The 18,172-nt window shown below is 68.4% G+C and carries 14 protein-coding genes; 6 read left to right on the plus strand and 8 right to left on the minus strand.

The window, feature by feature from the left end; translation table 11 throughout:
• Nucleotides 1–88 precede the first annotated feature (88 nt).
• The 3 genes from pepN (at nucleotide 89) to RSP_RS02910 (ending at nucleotide 4,995) form a co-directional block, all read left to right on the plus strand.
• Nucleotides 89–2,644, plus strand: a complete 2,556-nt coding sequence (gene pepN, locus RSP_RS02900; RefSeq protein WP_011337133.1) for an aminopeptidase N — start codon at nucleotides 89–91, stop codon at nucleotides 2,642–2,644.
• A 106-nt stretch (nucleotides 2,645–2,750) separates the two neighbouring features.
• Nucleotides 2,751–3,662 (plus strand): lysophospholipid acyltransferase family protein, encoded by a 912-nt coding sequence (locus tag RSP_RS02905; protein ID WP_017140092.1) that lies wholly within the window; start codon nucleotides 2,751–2,753, stop codon nucleotides 3,660–3,662.
• Between the two features lie 229 nt (nucleotides 3,663–3,891).
• Nucleotides 3,892–4,995: a pyridoxal phosphate-dependent aminotransferase gene (locus RSP_RS02910; RefSeq protein WP_017140093.1), complete on the plus strand. Its 1,104-nt coding sequence runs from the start codon at nucleotides 3,892–3,894 to the stop codon at nucleotides 4,993–4,995.
• 21 nt (nucleotides 4,996–5,016) lie between these two features.
• Here the strand turns inward: RSP_RS02910 and RSP_RS02915 are convergent, their stop codons facing one another.
• Together RSP_RS02915 and gatB are read right to left on the minus strand one after the other, a co-directional pair.
• A complete protein-coding gene (locus RSP_RS02915; RefSeq protein ID WP_011337136.1) occupies nucleotides 5,017–5,460 on the minus strand; it encodes a DUF4177 domain-containing protein in 444 nt (147 codons plus the stop codon).
• Between the two features lie 161 nt (nucleotides 5,461–5,621).
• Nucleotides 5,622–7,133, minus strand: coding sequence for an Asp-tRNA(Asn)/Glu-tRNA(Gln) amidotransferase subunit GatB (gene gatB / locus RSP_RS02920; RefSeq protein WP_011337137.1), 1,512 nt, complete (start codon nucleotides 7,131–7,133; stop codon nucleotides 5,622–5,624).
• Between the two features lie 168 nt (nucleotides 7,134–7,301).
• Between gatB and RSP_RS02925 the strand changes: the two genes are divergently transcribed.
• Nucleotides 7,302–7,898: a transglycosylase SLT domain-containing protein gene (locus RSP_RS02925; protein WP_009566412.1), complete on the plus strand. Its 597-nt coding sequence runs from the start codon at nucleotides 7,302–7,304 to the stop codon at nucleotides 7,896–7,898.
• A 3-nt stretch (nucleotides 7,899–7,901) separates the two neighbouring features.
• Here the strand turns inward: RSP_RS02925 and RSP_RS02930 are convergent, their stop codons facing one another.
• The 3 genes from RSP_RS02930 to RSP_RS02940 form a co-directional block, all read right to left on the minus strand.
• Nucleotides 7,902–8,246 (minus strand): DnaJ family domain-containing protein, encoded by a 345-nt coding sequence (locus RSP_RS02930; RefSeq protein ID WP_011337138.1) that lies wholly within the window; start codon nucleotides 8,244–8,246, stop codon nucleotides 7,902–7,904.
• 66 nt (nucleotides 8,247–8,312) lie between these two features.
• Nucleotides 8,313–11,276 (minus strand): valine--tRNA ligase, encoded by a 2,964-nt coding sequence (locus RSP_RS02935; protein WP_011337139.1) that lies wholly within the window; start codon nucleotides 11,274–11,276, stop codon nucleotides 8,313–8,315.
• 118 nt (nucleotides 11,277–11,394) lie between these two features.
• Nucleotides 11,395–11,826 carry an Lrp/AsnC family transcriptional regulator gene (locus tag RSP_RS02940; protein ID WP_002719143.1) on the minus strand — a complete coding sequence of 144 codons (432 nt, stop codon included), beginning with the start codon at nucleotides 11,824–11,826 and terminating at the stop codon, nucleotides 11,395–11,397.
• 219 nt (nucleotides 11,827–12,045) lie between these two features.
• On the opposite strand from RSP_RS02940, the gene RSP_RS02945 reads away from it, so the two are divergent.
• Together RSP_RS02945 and RSP_RS02950 are read left to right on the plus strand one after the other, a co-directional pair.
• Nucleotides 12,046–13,191 (plus strand): type III PLP-dependent enzyme, encoded by a 1,146-nt coding sequence (locus RSP_RS02945; RefSeq protein ID WP_002719144.1) that lies wholly within the window; start codon nucleotides 12,046–12,048, stop codon nucleotides 13,189–13,191.
• A 156-nt stretch (nucleotides 13,192–13,347) separates the two neighbouring features.
• Nucleotides 13,348–14,451: a DUF2235 domain-containing protein gene (locus RSP_RS02950; protein WP_017140094.1), complete on the plus strand. Its 1,104-nt coding sequence runs from the start codon at nucleotides 13,348–13,350 to the stop codon at nucleotides 14,449–14,451.
• Nucleotides 14,452–14,478: 27 nt separating this feature from the next.
• Here the strand turns inward: RSP_RS02950 and RSP_RS02955 are convergent, their stop codons facing one another.
• The 3 genes from RSP_RS02955 to gltX all read right to left on the minus strand — a co-directional run bounded on the left by RSP_RS02955 (nucleotide 14,479) and on the right by gltX (nucleotide 18,096).
• Nucleotides 14,479–14,955 (minus strand): PaaI family thioesterase, encoded by a 477-nt coding sequence (locus RSP_RS02955; RefSeq protein ID WP_011337141.1) that lies wholly within the window; start codon nucleotides 14,953–14,955, stop codon nucleotides 14,479–14,481.
• Nucleotides 14,956–15,287: 332 nt separating this feature from the next.
• Complete coding sequence (gene gltA / locus RSP_RS02960; protein ID WP_011337142.1) at nucleotides 15,288–16,574, minus strand: citrate synthase; 1,287 nt, start codon at nucleotides 16,572–16,574, stop codon at nucleotides 15,288–15,290.
• Nucleotides 16,575–16,680: 106 nt separating this feature from the next.
• Complete coding sequence (gltX, locus tag RSP_RS02965) at nucleotides 16,681–18,096, minus strand: glutamate--tRNA ligase (protein ID WP_011337143.1); 1,416 nt, start codon at nucleotides 18,094–18,096, stop codon at nucleotides 16,681–16,683.
• Nucleotides 18,097–18,172 lie beyond the last annotated feature (76 nt).

Genomic DNA, 18,172 nt, shown 5'->3' on the forward strand with positions numbered 1-18,172 from the left:
GAGAGGCGCTCCCTGCGCTCCGGATCCTGCCCGGCGGGCCTTGCGCACGCCGCGGCGCGGACTAGGCTGCAAGATCCAGGAGAAGATCATGACCGACACCCCGATCCGCCTTGCCGACTACCTGCCCCCCAGCCATCTCGTCGATGGGGTCTCGCTCACCTTCCGGCTCGATCCCGGCTGCACGCGCGTGCTCTCCGAGATCCGGTTCCGGCCGAACCCGGCCCGGACGGGGCGCCCCGACCTGCGGCTCGACGGCGAGGGGCTGGCGCTCGTCTCGGCCGCGCTCGACGGCGCGCCCCTCGCCGTTCAGCCCGACGCGACAGGCCTGACCCTTCCCGGCGCAAGCCTTCCCGATGCGCCCTTCGCCTTCACGGCCGAGGTCGAGATCGACCCGGCCGCCAATACTGCGCTCGAGGGGCTCTACATGTCGAACGGCATGTATTGCACCCAGTGCGAAGCCGAGGGCTTCCGCAAGATCACCTTCTATCCCGACCGGCCCGACGTGATGGCTCCGTTCCGCGTGCGGATCGAGAGCGACCTGCCGGTGCTCCTGTCGAACGGCAACGAGGTGGCCTCGGGGCCGGGCTGGGCCGAATGGCACGATCCCTGGCCGAAGCCTTCCTATCTCTTCGCGCTGGTCGCGGGCGATCTCGTGGCCCACAGCGCGGGCTTCACCACGGCCTCGGGACGGACGGTGGCCCTCAACATCTGGGTGCGGCCGGGCGACGAGGCGCGCTGCGCCTATGCGATGGACAGCCTGATCCGCTCGATGAAGTGGGACGAGGAGGTCTATGGCCGCGAATACGACCTCGACACGTTCAACATCGTCGCCGTGGACGACTTCAACATGGGCGCGATGGAGAACAAGGGGCTGAACATCTTCAACTCGAAGTATGTGCTGGCCCTGCCCGAGACCGCGACCGACGACGATTTCGCCCGGATCGAGGCGGTCATCGCGCATGAATATTTCCACAACTGGACCGGCAACCGGATCACCTGCCGCGACTGGTTCCAGCTCTGCCTCAAGGAAGGGCTCACCGTCTTCCGCGACCAGCAGTTCAGCTCGGACATGCGCTCGGCCGCGGTGAAGCGGATCGAGGATGTACTGACGCTGCGCGCCCGGCAGTTCCGCGAGGACGACGGGCCGCTGGCCCATCCGGTCCGCCCCGAGGAATATATCGAGATCAACAACTTCTACACGGCGACCGTCTACGAGAAGGGGGCCGAGCTCATCGGCATGCTGAAGCGGCTCGTGGGCGACGAGGCCTATGCGCGCGCGCTCGACCTCTATTTCGAGCGTCATGACGGGCAGGCCGCCACCATCGAGGACTGGCTCACGGTCTTCGAGGATGCGACGGGCCGCGATCTGGCGCAGTTCAAGCTCTGGTATTCCGAGGCCGGCACGCCGCGGCTGAAGGTCAGCGACCGGTTCGAGGACGGGCGCTACACGCTCGAATTCGAGCAGGTGAACCCGCCCACGCCCGGCCAGCCGGTGAAGCAGCCCAAGGTGATCCCGGTGGCGGTGGGCCTGCTCAATCCGAACGGCGACGAGGTGCTGCCGACCACCGTCCTCGAAATGACGGAGCCGCGCCAGAGCTTCACCTTCGAGGGGCTGGGCGCCCGTCCCGTGCCGTCGATCCTGCGCGGCTTCTCGGCGCCCGTGGTGCTCGAGCGCGAGACCTCTCCCGAGGAGCGCGCCTTCCTGCTCGCCCATGACACCGACCCGTTCAACAAATGGGAGGCCGGACGGGCGCTCGCCAAGGACGTGCTGGCCCGGATGGTCACCGGGGGCGCCCAGCCCGGACCCGACTGGCTCGAGGCGCTGGCACGGGTGGCGGTGGACGAGACGCTCGACCCGGCGTTCCGCGCACTCGCCCTGCGCCTGCCGGGCGAGGACGACATGGCCCAGACGCTCCATGCCGCGGGCCATGTGCCGGATCCGGCCCGCATCAACGCGGCGCGCGAGCGGATGGCGGGGGCGCTGGCCGAACGGCTCGAACCCGAGCTCGGGGCTCTCATCGAGACGCTGGCCGAGCCCGGCCCCTTCTCGCCCGAGGCCCGGGCCGCAGGGCGCCGGGCGCTGCGGCTGGCCGCGCTGGGCCTCGTCACCCGCCGCGACGGCGGGGCGCGGGCCGAGGCCGCCTTCCGCGCGGCCAACAACATGACCGAGGAAGTGGGCGCGCTGGCCTGCCTGCTCGAGATCGGCCGCGGGCAGGAGGAGCTGGGCCTCTTCGAGACGCGCTGGGCCGGCGACCGGCTGGTGATGGACAAGTGGTTCGCCCTCCAGATCCTCCATGCCGCGCCCGAGGAAACGGCGGCCACCGTCGAGCGGCTGACCGCCCATCCGGCCTTCGACTGGAAGAATCCCAACCGCTTCCGGTCGGTCGTCGGGGCGCTCTCGGCCAATCACGCGGGCTTCCATCACGCCTCCGGTGCGGGCTACCGGCTGCTCGCCGACTGGCTGATCCGGCTCGACCCGCTGAACCCGCAGACGGCGGCGCGCATGTCGACCGCCTTCGAGACCCGGGCCCGCTACGATGCGGACCGGCAGGGCATGATACTGGCCGAACTCGACCGCATCCTCGCCACGCCGGGCCTCAGCCGCGATCTGGGCGAGATGGCGGGGCGGATGAGGCACGCATGAGCGGGTGGGAACAGTTGGACGGGAAGCGGCGTTCTGACCGGCGGATGACTGCCGAGCGCAGATCGGTGCAAAGGACGGCGCTTGCCGGCCGGGACAACCGGGCCTCATGTCATGCGAGAGCAGGAGGCCCCGGGTGTCGCTCATGATGCAGTCTCGAATCGATCCGCTCATCGAAGAGCGTGCCCCCTGGCTCTTCTCCGGCCGTCCCCATCATGAAGCCTCGCGCAGACTTCTGTGCCGCGTTCTGGGCTACGACCGCACCGTCGAGATCGGAGAGCAGCTGAAGGACGATCCGACGCCCGAGATCATGCGCCGCGTGGCGCAGATGATCGCGCGGGACGTAGAGGTCTCGGGTCTCGAGAACCTGCCGCGCAACGGCCCGGCGCTGGTCGTCTGCAACCATCCGACCGGCATCGCCGACGGGGTGATCCTCCACCACATCCTCGCGCCCCTGCGGCCCGATCTCTTCTTCTACGCCAACCGCGACATTCTTCGCGTGCTGCCGCAGATGGAGGACCTGATCTGCCCGGTCGAATGGCGGCAGGAGAAGCGGAGCCTGCAGAAGACGCGCGAGACGATGGACTACACCCGCCGCGCCATCGAGGCCGGGCGGCTGGGCGTAATCTTCCCCTCCGGGCGGCTGGCCAAGCGGACGGGACTGAAGCTCATGGAGCGGCCGTGGATGGCCTCCGCTGCGATGATCGCGCGGAAGTTCGACCTGCCTGTGGCGCCGGTGAACATCCGGGCGCGCAACTCGACGCTGTTCTACCTCTTCGACCTGATCCACCCCACGCTGCGGGACATCACTCTGTTCCACGAGGTGCTGAACAAGCATCGCCAGCCGTTCCGACTGACGATGGGCCGGCCGATCCCGGCCGAGCGTCTGCCGTCGAAGTCCGAAGAGGGGATCGAGATGCTGCGCGAGGCGACGCTCGCGCTCGGCGGGCAATATTCGCCTGCCGTCAGCATCCTGCAGATGACGAGCCTGCGCGGCGCGCTCCGCTACGCACGCGGGTAGGGGATCCCGGAGCGCGCGGCTGGCCGGACAGGCGGCCGCGCCTCCTCCCCACCCCTCCGCGGCCGGCAGGGAGCTGTCGCCGCTGCGTTCCGGCAGCCGCGGGCGGCCATTTTCCTCATGCTCCTGCAGTGACCGGAGGACCCGTCGCCGCCGCGTCCAACGGCAGGCGCAGGACGCCCCCTTCGTCATGCTCTTGCACGGCGGCGCGGGATGGCGTTCAACTCGCGCCATGACCGGACCGCGCTACACCCCGCTCGTCGAGAGCCTGCCCTCCACCGTTCCCTTCGTCGGCCCCGAGACGCAGGAGCGTGCGCGTGGCCGCCCGTTCCGCGCCCGCTTGGGCGCGAACGAGAGCCTCTTCGGCCCCTCGCCGCACGCCGTGGCAGCCATGGCCGCGGCCGCCGCCGAGGTCTCGCTGTATGGCGATCCAGAGATCCATGCGCTGCGCACTGCCATCGCGGCCCATCACGGCGTGGCGCCGGATCAGGTGACGGTGGGCGAGGGCGTCGACGGGCTTCTGGGCAACCTCGTCCGGCTGCTTGTCGACGAGGGCGCGCCGGTCGTGACCTCGGAGGGCGCCTATCCGACCTTCGCCTTCCATGTGGCGGGGTTCGGCGGCCGCCTGCACAAGGTGCCCTACCAGGGCGATCACGAGGATCCCGAGGCGCTGGCGGCCGAGGCCCGGAGGGTCGGGGCCCGGATCGTCTATTTCGCCAATCCGGACAATCCGATGGGGTCGCACCATCCTGCCGCCTCCGTCCGCGCCCTGATCGAGGCGCTGCCCGAGGGCACGCTGCTCGCGCTCGACGAGGCCTATGTGGAACTGGCCCCCGAGGGCACGGCGCCCGAGATCGCCCCCGAGGATCCGCGGGTGATCCGCTTCCGCACCTTCTCGAAAGCCTACGGGATGGCGGGTCTGCGCGTGGGCTATGCCATCGGCGCCCGCGACCTCATCCGCGCCTTCGACAAGGTCCGCAATCATTTCGGGGTGGGGCGGATCGCGCAGGCGGGCGCGCTGGCCGCGCTCGAGGATCGCGCATGGCTCGCGCATGTGCAGGCGGAGGTGCAGGCGGCGCGGGCCGAGATCGGCCGGATCGCCGAAGGCTGCGGGCTGACGCCGCTGCCGTCGGCCACCAACTTCGTGACCATCGACTGCGGCCGGGACGGCGCCTTCGCGCGCGCCGTGCTGACCGAACTTGTCGCCCGCGACATCTTCGTGCGGATGCCGTTCGTGGCCCCGCACGACCGCTGCATCCGGGTGAGCTGCGGCCGCGCCGAAGAGCTCAGGGCCTTTGCCGAAGCCCTGCCTCTGGCGCTGGCCGCCGCAGGCTGACCGGCAACGCCGGGGCCGGGCCTATTCCGCCACGAGGCCGCCCCGCGCCGGGCCTACCGCCGGGGCATGGCCCTCCGGCGCCTGGACCGTCGGCGCTCGCCGACCGTCGCCACCGCGCGGCGTCAGGGTGGCCGCCAGTTCCGACGGAGCCGGCGTGCGTTCGGGCCGGAAGAAGGCGGGCAGGTCCGCGGGCAGCTCCTCGCGGGCCGGCGCAGTCGCAGGCGCGGCCTGTTCGACCGCGCGCCGGAAGATCAGCAGGTTCTGATAGGTGGTGGCCTTGCCGGTGAAGCCCACGCGTTCCTCGCAGGGCAGCGTCTCGGCGCGCAGATATTCCCATCCGTCGCGGCCAAGGTCGTTCATCATCTGGGTGAGGGCGTGGGCGAACCGGTCGGTGGCCGTCCTGGCCCCCTTCACCTTTTCGCCCTTCCGCGGGGCGGGAACGACCTTGTATTCGAATCGGGGCATGATGAAAATTCTCGCTGGCTGTCCCCCGAGTCTAGGACGGTTCGCGCATCTGCCAAGGGGCAAGGCGCGGAGCCGGCCCGCGCGCGCGGCGAACGGCCGAGCCGACCGCCACCGCGCCGAGAGGGTGTCGCCGGAAGGGCAGGGCCCTGTCCGGCTGCGGGTCAGAGCCCCAGCTTCTGGGCCACGATCTGGTTGACGGCGGCCGGATTGGCCTTGCCGCCCGTGGCCTTGATGACCTGACCCACGAACCAGCCCGCAAGCTTGGGGTTCGCCTTGGCCTTCTCGACCTGCGCGGGATTGGCCGCGATGATCTCGTCGACCGCCGTCTCGATGGCCCCGGTGTCGGTCACCTGCTTCATGCCGCGCGCCGCGGCCACCTCTGCCGGATCGCCGCCCTCGGTCCAGAGGATCTCGAACAGATCCTTGGCCATCTTGCCGGAAATCTCGCCCGACGCGATCAGATCGAGAACCCCGCCCAGCTGTCCGGCCTTCACCGGCGTGTCGGCGATGGTCAGGCCCTGCTTGTTCAGCCGGCCGAAGAGCTCGTTGATGACCCAGTTCGCCGCCTGCTTGCCGTCGCGCCCGCGAGCCACCTCCTCGAAATAGGCCGCCGCATCGAGTTCGGCCGTCAGCACATTGGCGTCGTAGTCGGTCACGCCATAGTCGGCCATGAAACGGGCCTTCTTCGCGTCCGGCAGTTCGGGCATCGAGGCCGCGATCTCGTCCACCCAGCCCTGTTCGATCTCGAGCGGCAGGAGGTCGGGGTCGGGGAAGTAGCGGTAATCGTGCGCCTCTTCCTTCGACCGCATCGAGCGCGTCTCGCCCTTGTCGGGATCGTAGAGCCGCGTTTCCTGCACCACCTTGCCGCCATCCTCGAGAATGGCGATCTGGCGGCGCGCCTCGTAATCGATGGCCTGCTGGATGAAGCGCATCGAGTTCATGTTCTTGATCTCGCAACGGGTGCCCAGATGCGAGAAATCCTGCGTCTCCTGATACTTCTCGTACTGTCCCGGACGGCAGACCGACACGTTCACGTCGGCGCGGAGGTTGCCGTTCTGCATGTTGCCGTCGCAGGTGCCGAGGTAGCGCAGGATCTGGCGGAGTTTCGCCACATAGGCCGCCGCCTCCTCGGGCCCGCGGATGTCGGGGCGGCTCACGATTTCCATCAGCGCGACGCCGGTGCGGTTGAAGTCCACGAAAGAGAGATTCGGGTCCATGTCGTGGATCGACTTGCCCGCATCCTGCTCGAGGTGAATGCGCTCGATCCGCACCAGCCGCGCGATGCCCGGGGCCAGCTCGACCAGCACCTCGCCCTCGCCCACGATCGGATGGTAGAGTTGGCTGATCTGGTAGCCCTGCGGCAGGTCCGGGTAGAAGTAGTTCTTGCGGTCGAAGGCCGAGACGAGGTTGATCTGCGCCTTCAGGCCGAGGCCGGTGCGGACCGCCTGCGCCACGCAGAACTCGTTGATGACCGGCAGCATTCCCGGCATCGCGCAATCCACGAAGGAGACGTTCGAGTTCGGCTCGGCCCCGAAGGTGGTCGAGGCGCCCGAGAAGAGCTTGGCATTCGACGAGACCTGGGCGTGGATCTCCATCCCGATCACCAGTTCCCAGTCGTGCTTGGCCCCGGCGATCACCTTGGGCTTGGGGGCTTCGTAGGTCAGGTCGAGCATGGGTCATCCCTCCGGTCGCGGGCCCGTTCTAGGCAGGGAACCGCCAAAGGGCAAGTCCACCCCGGGCGGAGTCTCGCCGACATCCGATGGATTGGGTTGCCAGAATCCGCCGCTGACCGGCACAACCTGCGGGCCGCAGCGTAAGGCGGTGCTGAACAAGGTCTTCGCATGAAGCTCCGCATGGTCCTGATCGGTCTGCTGCTCGCCCTGCCCATCTCCTGCGGTGAGGCGCGGCCCACGTCGGATGTCCGCAACTTCCTGCCCGTCATGCGGTGGGATCACCGGCCCGAAGCGAAGATCTGGACCGAGCGGACCCTGCTCGCGGTGGAACAGCGCGACGACTTCCTGACCGATACGGTGCCGCAGGACATCGGCACCTGGTGCCCGGGCTATCCCGACGCCACGCCCGAAGAGCGGCGCGCCTTCTGGACCGGCATCCTCTCGGCGCTGGCCAAGCACGAGAGCACCTGGAACCCGGTCGCTTCGGGCGGGGGCGGGCGCTGGATCGGCCTCACCCAGATCGCGCCGCAGACCGCGCAGGCCTACGGCTGCCGGGCTCAGAGCGCAGGCGCGCTGAAGGACGGGGCGCTGAACCTCTCCTGCGCCGTGCGGATCGCCGCGCGGCAGGTCGAGCGGGACGGTCTGGTGGCCGGCAACGGCACCCGCGGCCTCGGGCGCGACTGGGCGCCCTTCCGCAGCGCCTCGAAGCGGGCCGAGATGGCCGCCTGGACCCGCGCGCAGCCCTATTGCAAGGTCAAGAGCTGAGGCTCAGCCGCGCAGGAAGCGGCGGCGCGCCTCTTCGGCCATCGCCTGCCGCATCTCGATCCGCGCCAGTTCCGCCATGGCCGCGCGCCGTTCCTCGGGATCGCTGATCCCCGCCAGCCGTGCGCGCTGTTCCGCGGCCTGCTTCTTCAGGACGATCTCTTCGGGCAGGACGCCCGCTTCCGCCATGATGCGGAAGCCCACTGCTTCGCCGGGGCTGGTGAAGGCCTCCGACGGTCTCTCGGGCAGGGGCTGACCCTCGCCCGACAGGCCCGAGAGCTGGCCCTCGGCCCGGGCCTTCAGCATCCGCCGTTCCGCAATCCGGTCGAGCCAACCCATCCGCACCTCCATCGGGTCCAAGATCGGTCTCGGGCCCGTGTCAGGCAAGGGCGGCGCTGCCGCCCCCGCCGGTCCCGCTCAGGCGATCTCGGACAGCCGGGCGAGGGCGGCCGAGAGCTTGGCCCCTTCCTCTTCCCCCTGTTCGAGCCGGGTGCGCGCCTCGTCCACCACTTCTTCCGGGGCCGAGGCCACGAAGTTCGGGTTGCCGAGCCGCCCGCGGAGGCCCGCCATGTCCTTCTCGAGCTTCTCGAGGGTCTTGGCGAGGCGCGCCTTCTCGGCGCCGATGTCGATCACGCCCTCGAGCGGAATGGCGAAGCTGCCGCCCTCGACCGCGATGGTGAGCGCCCCCTTCGGCGCGCTCGCCGCCTCGGTGAAGCCCTCGAGCCGCGCCAGACGCAGGATGAGCGCCTCGTTCCGCGCCAGCGCCTCGCGCCCGGCCGCATCCAGCGCGAGCTGCACGACCGGTAGTTTCAGCCCCGCCGGCACATGGACCTGAGCGCGGGCCGAGCGGATCTCCTCGATGAGCGAGATCACCCAGCTCATCTCGCGATCCGCCGCGGGATCGACCAGTTCGGCCCCGAAGGACGGCCAGTCGGAGTGAACCAGCATCTTGGTCCGGCTGCCCGTGGTGGCCCAGAGGTCTTCCGTGATGAAGGGCATGATCGGGTGGAGCAGGACCATGCACTGGTCGAGCACCCAGCCCATGGTGGCGCGGGTCTCGGCGGCCGCCTCCGTATCGAAGAGCGGCTTCGAGAATTCCACATACCAGTCGCAGACCTTGCCCCAGACGAAGGCATAGAGGGCGTTGGCCGCCGAATCGAACCGGTAGGCCGCCAGCGCCGCATCCACTTCCTCGCGCACGCGTCCCGTCTCGCCGATGATCCAGCGGTTGACCGTGGCGGTCGCGGCGGGCGGGGCGGCCTGCGTGGCGTGGCCTTCCCAGACGCCGTTCATCTCGGCGAAGCGGCAAGCGTTCCAGAGCTTGGTGCCGAAGTTGCGGTAGCCCTGGATGCGCGCCGTCGAAAGCTTCAGGTCGCGTCCCATCGCGGCCATGGCCGTCAGGGTGAAGCGCACGGCATCCGCGCCGAATTCGTCGATCAGCTCCAGCGGGTCGAGCACATTGCCGAGCGACTTCGACATCTTCTTGCCCTTCTCGTCCCGCACGAGCGCATGGACATAGACGGTCTTGAAGGGCACCTCGTTCACCACGGCAAGCTGCATCATCATCATCCGGGCGACCCAGAAGAAGATGATGTCGAAGCCGGTGATAAGCACGTTCGTCGGGAAGTAGCGGGCGAGCTCGGGCGTCTCCTCGGGCCAGCCCAGCGTGCCGATGGGCCAGAGCCCCGACGAGAACCAGGTGTCGAGCACGTCCGGATCGCGCCAGACGGGGTAGACCAGATGGGTCGGATCCTCGTTGAGGTTGTAGTCGGCCAGCGCCTGTGCCAGCCGGTCGATGGCCTCGGCGCGGCTCGCCACCTCGACCACGCGCGCATTGTTCAGCGGATGGGGCAGCGAGGCTAGATCGTCGAGGAACTTCTCGGACACCCCCTCGAAGTCGAAGGCGCAGTGATGCGTGGGATCGGCATGGTTGAACGCGCCGTCCTCGAGCAGCTCGAAGATCTCGACCTCGTCGAGCGTGTCGTCGCCGTCATCCTCGAAGCGGGCAGGCCAGATGTCGAGCCCGTACCAGACCGGGATCTGGTGACCCCACCAGAGCTGGCGCGAGATGCACCAGGGCTCAATGTTCTCGAGCCAGTGGAAATAGGTTTTGGCGTCGCGCTCGGGCAGGATCTCGGTCCGGCCGGTCCGCACCGCATCGATGGCGGGCTGGACGATCTGGGCCGTATCCACGAACCACTGATCGGTCAGCATCGGCTCGATGGCGACCTTCGAGCGATCGCCGTGCGGCACCATGTGCCTGTCCTGATCGATCCCGTCGAGCCAGCCCTGCTCCTCGGCCAGCGCCACGACGCGCTTGCGGGCCTCGTAGCGGTCGAGCCCGTCGAGGGCCAGCGCCTCTTCCGAGGGCGCACAGCCCTCGGTGAAGTCCGGGTTCTCGATGAGGAACATCGTCGCGCGCCCGGACATGACGTTGATGGCGCGGAGGCCGGTGCGCTGACCCACCCCCCAGTCGTTGAAATCGTGCGCGGGCGTGATCTTCACGGCGCCGGTGCCCTTCGAGGGATCGGCATAGTCGTCGGCCACGATCGGGATGCGGCGGCCGACCAGCGGCAGGACCACCTCTTTCCCGATCAGGTGGGCATAGCGCTCGTCCGCCGGATTCACCGCGATGCCGGTGTCGCCCAGCATGGTCTCGGGGCGGGTGGTGGCGACGGTCAGGTAGTCGCGCTCTTCCCACTCTGTCGGGCGGCCCTCCTCGTCGAAGGCCACCGGATGCCGGTAGGTCGCGCCATCGGCCAGCTGGTAGCGCAGGCGCCACATGTTGCCGTTGACCTCTACCTGCTCCACCTCGAGGTCCGAGATCGCGGTCTCGAAATGGGGGTCCCAGTTCACCAGCCGCTTGCCGCGGTAGATGAAGCCCTTCTCATAGAGGTCCACGAAGACCTTCAGCACTGCGCGCTGGAAATTCGGGTCCATGGTGAAGGCATTGCGCGACCAGTCGCAGGAGGCGCCGAGCCGCTTCAGCTGGTTGACGATGGTGCCGCCCGACTGCTCCTTCCACTCCCAGACCTTCTCGAGGAAGGCCTCGCGGCCCATCTCGCGGCGGCCCGGCTGGCCGGACTTCGCAAGCTCCCGCTCCACCACCATCTGCGTGGCGATCCCGGCATGGTCCTGCCCCGGCTGCCAGAGCGTGTCGAAGCCGCGCATCCGGTGCCAGCGGGTCAGGATGTCCTGCAACGTGTTGTTGAACGCATGCCCCATGTGGAGCGAGCCCGTCACGTTCGGCGGCGGGATCATGATGCAGAAGGTCTCGGGACGCGAGGCATTGGCCCCGGCGCGGAAGGCGCCTGCCTTCTCCCAGGCGTCGTAGAGCCGGGCCTCGGCCTCGGCGGCGTTGAAGGTCTTGTCCATCGGCATGTCGGGCCTCGCAGTTCGTTGCGCCCGGTCTATCCAAGCCGCGGCCCGAGGCCAAGCCTCATCGCGCCCGGGCCGTTGCGGTCGCGGTCGCGTCTCCGGCAGGCTCGGTAACTGCCCGTCACACGGCCCGGTCGATCCGGGTCGAGAGATGGATGAGGCTTTCCGAACTGCGGACCCCGGTCATGGCGCCCACCTCGTCGAGCACCTGATCGAGAACCTGCGTCGAGGGGGCCGCGATCTGCAGCAGCAGGTCGAACCGGCCCGAGGTGGTGAAGACCCGCTCGACCTCGGAAATGGCCTTGAGCCGGGTGAGGATCGCCGCCTGCGTCCGGGGCTCGATCGTGAGCAGGACCGAGGCCCGGAGCCGCCCCTGCCGCGCCTGTTCGCCGAGCTTCAGCGTATAGCCCGCGATCACGCCCGAGGTCTCCAGCCGCTCGAGCCGGGCCTGGATCGTGGAGCGTGCCACCTTCAACCGGCGAGAGAGTGTCGCCACCGAGGTGCGGGCATCCGCCCCAAGGATGCCGAGAATGTTGCGATCAAGCTCGTCCATGCATTATGCCTGAAGTTTTCGTCATTATGCCAACAGATCGCGGCAATTCAACACTTTTGATCGGTGGAATTGTGCCCCATTTGAGGCATCCTTCTTTGCAGGAAAAGGGCGGCTCATACGCACCTGGCCTGGTTTGTCGAAACCGCGCAGGTGCCTCCCAACTTCCCCCCATGTAACGCGGGCAGAGGGCTTGCGTCTTGTTGGCCGAAAGGAACGCCGATGGGACTCTCGAAGACGATCTGGACAAACCCCGCCGAATATCTCCGTGCGCTCTCTCCCGAGGCGCCGGTGCTGTTCTTCTCGCCGTCGACCCTGCAGGCGACGGCGCGGCGCTTCATCGACGGCTTTCCGGGCATGGTGACCTATGCGGTCAAGTCCAACCCGGAAGAGGTGGTGATCGAGAACCTCGCCGCCGCGGGGATCCGCGGCTACGACGTGGCCTCGCCCCACGAGATCCGCATGATCCGCCGCATCGCGCCGGATGCGGCGCTGCACTACAACAACCCCGTGCGCTCGCGCTCCGAGATCGGCGTGGGCGTCGAGATGGGCGTGAAGAGCTGGTCGGTCGACTCGGCCTCGGAACTGGCCAAGCTCATCGAGCTCGTGCCCGCCGAGGGCTGCGAGATCGCGGTGCGCTTCAAGCTGGCGGTCTCGGGCGCGGCCTATAACTTCGGGGCCAAGTTCGGCGCGACGGTCGAGCTCGCGGTCGAGCTGCTGCGCCGGGTGGCCGAGGCGGGCTTCATCCCGTCGATGACCTTCCACCCGGGTACGCAATGCACCGACCCCGCCGCGTGGGAAACCTACATCCGCACTGCCGCCGAGATTGCGCGCGACGCCGGCGTGACCATCGCGCGGCTGAACGTGGGCGGGGGCTTCCCCTCGCACCGGCTGAACGGGGTCGAACCCGAGCTCGAGGCCATCTTCCACCTGATCGACCGCGTGACGGATGAGGCCTTCGGGGCCGACCGGCCGCTCCTCGTCTGCGAACCGGGCCGGGGCATCTGCGCCGACGCCTTCACGCTTGCCGCGCGCATCAAGGCGGTGCGCGACGACGCCCATGTGTTCCTCAACGACGGCGTCTACGGCTCGCTGACCGAGCTGCCGATGATCGGCGTGATCGACCGCGTGGCGGTGCTGACCCCCGAGGGCCGTCGGCGCGACGGAGAGACCCGCGACCGCATCATCTTCGGGCCGACCTGCGACTCGGTGGACCGCCTTCCGGGCGAGCTGCCGCTTGCCGCGGATGTGGAGGAGGGCGACTTTCTGGTGTTCCAGGGCATGGGCGCCTACTCCGCCGCCACCAATACCCGCTTCAACGGCTTCGGCGAACTGAGTATGGCCACCGTCCTCTCGCTCAAATTGTAAATCGTTCACCTGTCTGTGATATTTTAAAGCCCGGCCGGAACCTCCCGGTCGGGTTTTTTCTTCATCCTCCATGTAACAGTGGATGGGCACCATGTTGACGCTCGGCCGGTGGAACCAGTGCAAGGGGAACGGGACGGTCGGGCCGGAGGGTCGGGCATGTCGCTGATCAAGAGCGTCCGCCACTGGCTGCGACGCCATCCCACCGTCGCCACCGAGCCCGCAACGCCGCCCGCGCGGGGCGCCCATCGCGGCCAGGTCGATCATGTCATCCTCTTCGACGGAACCTGCTCCTCGCTCGAGGCGGGGCACGAGACAAACGTCGGGCTGATCTTCAAGCTGCTGCGCGAGGAGCGCCGCTCGGTGCAGCGCACCATCTACTACGAGCCGGGCCTGCAATGGGGCGGCTGGCTGCGCATCGGCGATCTCGTGCAGGGCAAGGGGCTCAACCGTCAGATCCGGCGCGCCTACGGCTATCTCGCCTCGCACTACCAGCCGGGCGACCGGATCTTCCTTTTCGGCTATTCGCGGGGCGCCTATGCGGCGCGCTCGCTTGCCGGCGTGATCGACCGCGTGGGGCTGCTCCGCCGCGAGGAGGCGACGGAGCGCAATGTCCGTCTTGCCTGGCGCCATTACGAGCAGGGCAGCATCCGCCCGCACGCCCGCGCCTTCTCGCGCCGGCACTGCCATGCGCGGGTCGAGATCGAGATGGTGGGCATCTTCGACACGGTGAAGGCGCTGGGGCTGCGGCTTCCTCTGCTCTGGCGGCTGAGCGAGGATCGCCATGCCTTCCACAGCCACAAGCTCGGCCGCACGGTGCGCCACGGCTTCCACGCGCTGGCGCTGGACGAGACCCGCACCGTGTTCGAGCCGGTGCTCTGGGATTACCCCTATCACGGCCAGATCGTCGAACAGGCCTGGTTCCGGGGCGGGCACGGCGACATCGGAGGCCAGTTGGCCGGCGGGCGGCACGGCTCGCGGCTCCTGTCGAACATCCCGTTGGTCTGGATGCTGGAGCGCGCGACCCATTGCGGGCTGCAGCTGCCCGAGGGCTGGCGCGCGCGTCACCCCTGTGATGTCACGGCACCCATGACCAGCATGTATGCGGGTTGGGGCAAGATATTCCTCTCGCGCCAGCGCCGCCCGACCCTGCGCTGCCCGACGGAATATATCCACCCGACCGCGCTCCGCCCCGAGCCGCGGCGGCGCAAGTGGCGGCTGCGCTGGGGCGGCGCGCCCGAGGGCGAGCCCACGCAGGGCTGAAGCGCCGCTGGCAGCCGGGCGGGGGGCTTAGCCCAGAAGCAGGCAGGTCGTGCTGCCGGTGGCGTAGAGCCGGTCGTCCTCGGCATCGCGGATCTCGCCATGGGCCACGGCGGTGGTGCGGCCGGCATGATCCGAGATCCCTACGGCGAGGATGTCGCGCCCGACCGGCAGCGCGCGGGTGATGTTCACCTTGAACTCGAGCGTGGTCCAGCGCCGGCCCTTCGGCACCCCGGTCATCACCGCACAGCCCATGGCGCTGTCGAGGATCGTCCCGTACCAGCCGCCGTGGACGCCGCCGAAGGCGTTGGTATGGGCGAAGGCCGGAACGCCCCGCCAGACCACCCGCCCGGGTTCGACGCTGACCAGCCGGTAGCCCATTATGCGGCCGATGGTGGGTTCGGGAACGCGGCCCTCCAGCATGGCCTGCATGTAGTCCATCCCCGACAGTCCTGCGACCGTGGCGGCCGCCGGGAAATCCTCGGGACGTTCGGCGAAAAGCGACATGGAAGATCCTCCTTCGGCCCCTGTCTGGCAGGCGAGGGCAGCGAGGTCGAGATCCCCGCCGCGCCCGCCCTGTCCGGCGTTCGATGACGCAGCGTCACAGGCCGCAGCCTCTGCGCTTCGTGAGCGGCGGTGCCGGAACGGCAAGCGGAGACGGCGGTGCGGCGCCCGTCGGCCAAAGCCCTTGCGCTCCGTGAATGGCGGAGCCGGCCGCCAAGGTCCGCCCATCTGGCGAGGGAACGCCGGTCCGAACCTGGCGGCAGCCGCCGCCGCCCGTCTCCGAATGCAAACGGCGGCCCCGAAGGGCCGCCGCCGGACATTCCGTGTCGCGCCGCTCAGCGGTGGCGCAGGTCGACGTAGTCGCGACGGGTCTCGCCCTTGTAGAGCTGCCGCGGGCGGCCGATCTTCTGCGTGGGATCGCCGATCATTTCCTTCCACTGCGAGATCCAGCCCACGGTCCGAGAGATCGCGAAGATCGGGGTGAACATCGAGGTGGGGAAGCCCATCGCATCGAGGATGATGCCCGAGTAGAAGTCCACGTTCGGATAGAGCTTCTTCGCGACGAAGTAATCGTCCTCGAGCGCGATCCGCTCCAGCTCCTTGGCGACCTGGAGCGTCGGGTTGTTCTCGATGCCGAGCAGGCCCAACACCTCGTCGGCGCTTTCCTTCATGACCTTCGCCCGCGGGTCGAAGTTCTTGTAGACGCGGTGGCCGAAGCCCATCAGGCGGAAGGGATCGTCCTTGTCCTTGGCGCGCCGGATATATTCCGGGATCCGGTCCACGGTGCCGATCTCGCGCAGCATCTCGAGACAGGCCCGGTTGGCGCCGCCATGGGCGGGGCCCCAGAGGCAGGCGATCCCGGCCGCGATGCAGGCGAAGGGGTTGGCCCCCGACGAGCCCGCCAGACGCACGGTCGAGGTCGAGGCATTCTGCTCGTGGTCGGCGTGCAGCATCATGATCCGGTCCATCGCCTTGGCGAGGACGGGGTTCACCGTGTAGGGCTCGGCCGGCACGGCGAAGCACATGTGCAGGAAGTTGCCCGCGTAATCGAGATGGTTCTGCGGGTAGTTGAAGGGCTGGCCGATGGAATATTTGTAGGCCATCGCCGCGATCGTCGGCAGCTTGGCGATCATCCGGATCGCCGCGACCTCACGCTGCCACGGATCGTTGATGTCGAGCGAGTCGTGGTAGAAGGCCGACATGGCGCCGACCACACCCACCATCGTCGCCATCGGATGGCTGTCGCGGCGGAAGCCCCGGAAGAAGTAGTGGATCTGCTCGTGCAGCATCGTGTGCCGCGTGATCCGGTATTCGAAATCGGCCTGCTGCGCCGCGTTCGGCAGTTCACCGTAGAGCAGGAGGTAGCAGACCTCGAGATAGTGCGACCGGTCGGCCAGCTGCTCGATCGGGTAGCCGCGGTAGAAGAGCTCGCCCTTGTCGCCGTCGATGTAGGTGATGGTGCTTTCGCAGGCGGCGGTCGAGGTGAAGCCCGGGTCGTAGGTGAAAACATCGGCTTCCGCGTAGAGCTTGCGGATGTCGACCACGTCCGGCCCCAGGGTGGGCGAGTGGATCGGCAGGTCGATGACCTTCTCGCCGATCGTGAGCTTTGCGGATTTCGTCATGCTACTCCCTCTCTCGTTCGGGCCGGCTCCGCACGGGATGGCGCGGGGCCGATAGGTTCCGGTTCCGCGACGGACCGGGGCTCGGACAGAAGGAGAGGGCGGCGGCTCAGGCCGCCGCGGCATCCTCCAGCCGCGCAATCGTCTCGTCCCGACCGATGACAAGCATCATGTCGTAGACGCTGGGCGTCACCGTGCGCCCGGCAAGGGCTGTGCGCAAGGGGGCGGCCAGTTTCCCGAAGCCCATTCCCTTCTCGCTCGCAAAGGCGGTGAGGATGGCCTCGAGATCCTGCTTCGACCAGCTAGCAGCTTGCAGCATCGGCGTCAATTCGCGCAGTATACCACGGGATACCGGATCAAGCGCTTTTGCCGCAGCGTCATCTGCCACAATCGGCCGCGACTCGAGTGCAAAGCGCGCCTTTTCAAGCAGTTCCGGGAAGGTCTTGGCCCGGTCCTTCAGAGCGTAGAGCCCTTTCTCCAGCCGCGCGGCCTGCAGATCGGTGAGGGCGGGTTTCCGCGCTGCAGCGAGATATGCCGCAATTTCGCGCATCAGCTCGGCATCCTCCATGACGGCGATGTGCTGACCGCAGACGCTTTCCAGCTTCTTGAAGTCGAGTCGCGCGGGCGAGCGGCCGATTCCACCCAGATCGAACCAGTCCATCGCCTGCTCGGAGGTGAAGAACTCGTCGTCCCCGTGCGACCAGCCGAGCCGCGCGAGATAGTTGCGCATGCCCGCGGCGGGATAGCCCATCGCCTGATATTCCTCGACCCCGAGCGCCCCGTGCCGCTTCGAGAGCTTCTTGCCGTCCGGCCCGTGGATCAGCGGGATATGGGCCCAGACCGGCACCTCCCAGCCCATCGCCTCATAGACCATCGTCTGGCGCGCGGCGTTGTTCAGGTGATCGTCGCCCCGGATCACATGGGTCACGCCCATGTCGTGATCGTCCACCACCACGGCCAGCATGTAGGTGGGCGTGCCGTCCGAGCGCAGCACTACCATGTCGTCGAGCGTCTCGTTCTGGAAGCGCACCGTGCCCTGCACCTCGTCCTCGATCACGGTCTCGCCGCTCCTCGGCGCCTTCATGCGGATCACGAAGGGCGCATCGGGGTGGCTTGTGGGATCGGCATCCCGCCAGGGGCTGCGGAACAGGGTCGAGCGGCCCTCGGCGCGGGCGGACTCGCGGAAAGCCTCGATCTCCTCCTGCGTCGAGAAGCATTTGTAGGCCGCGCCGCGTTCCAGCATCTCGCGCGCCACCTCGGCATGGCGGTCCTTGCGGGCGAACTGGCTCACCACCTCGCCATCCCAGTCGAGGCCGAGCCAGGTCAGCCCGCGCAGGATCGCGTCGGTGGCCTCGGGCGTCGACCGCTCGCGGTCGGTGTCCTCGATGCGCAGGAGGAACGTGCCCTTGCGTCCGCGGGCATAGAGCCAGTTGAAGAGAGCGGTCCGCCCGCCGCCGATATGCAGATAGCCGGTCGGCGAGGGGGCGAAACGGGTGACGACGGGCTTGTCGGACGCGGCGGGCATGGGCGGATTAACCTTTCTGAAACCATCAGGTGCTCAGGATCGCGCCTGTCTAGGCAATCGCGGATCGGGAAACAAG

The sequence above is a fragment of the Cereibacter sphaeroides 2.4.1 genome (assembly GCF_000012905.2).
In the GTDB taxonomy this organism is placed as follows: Bacteria; Pseudomonadota; Alphaproteobacteria; order Rhodobacterales; family Rhodobacteraceae; genus Cereibacter_A; species Cereibacter_A sphaeroides.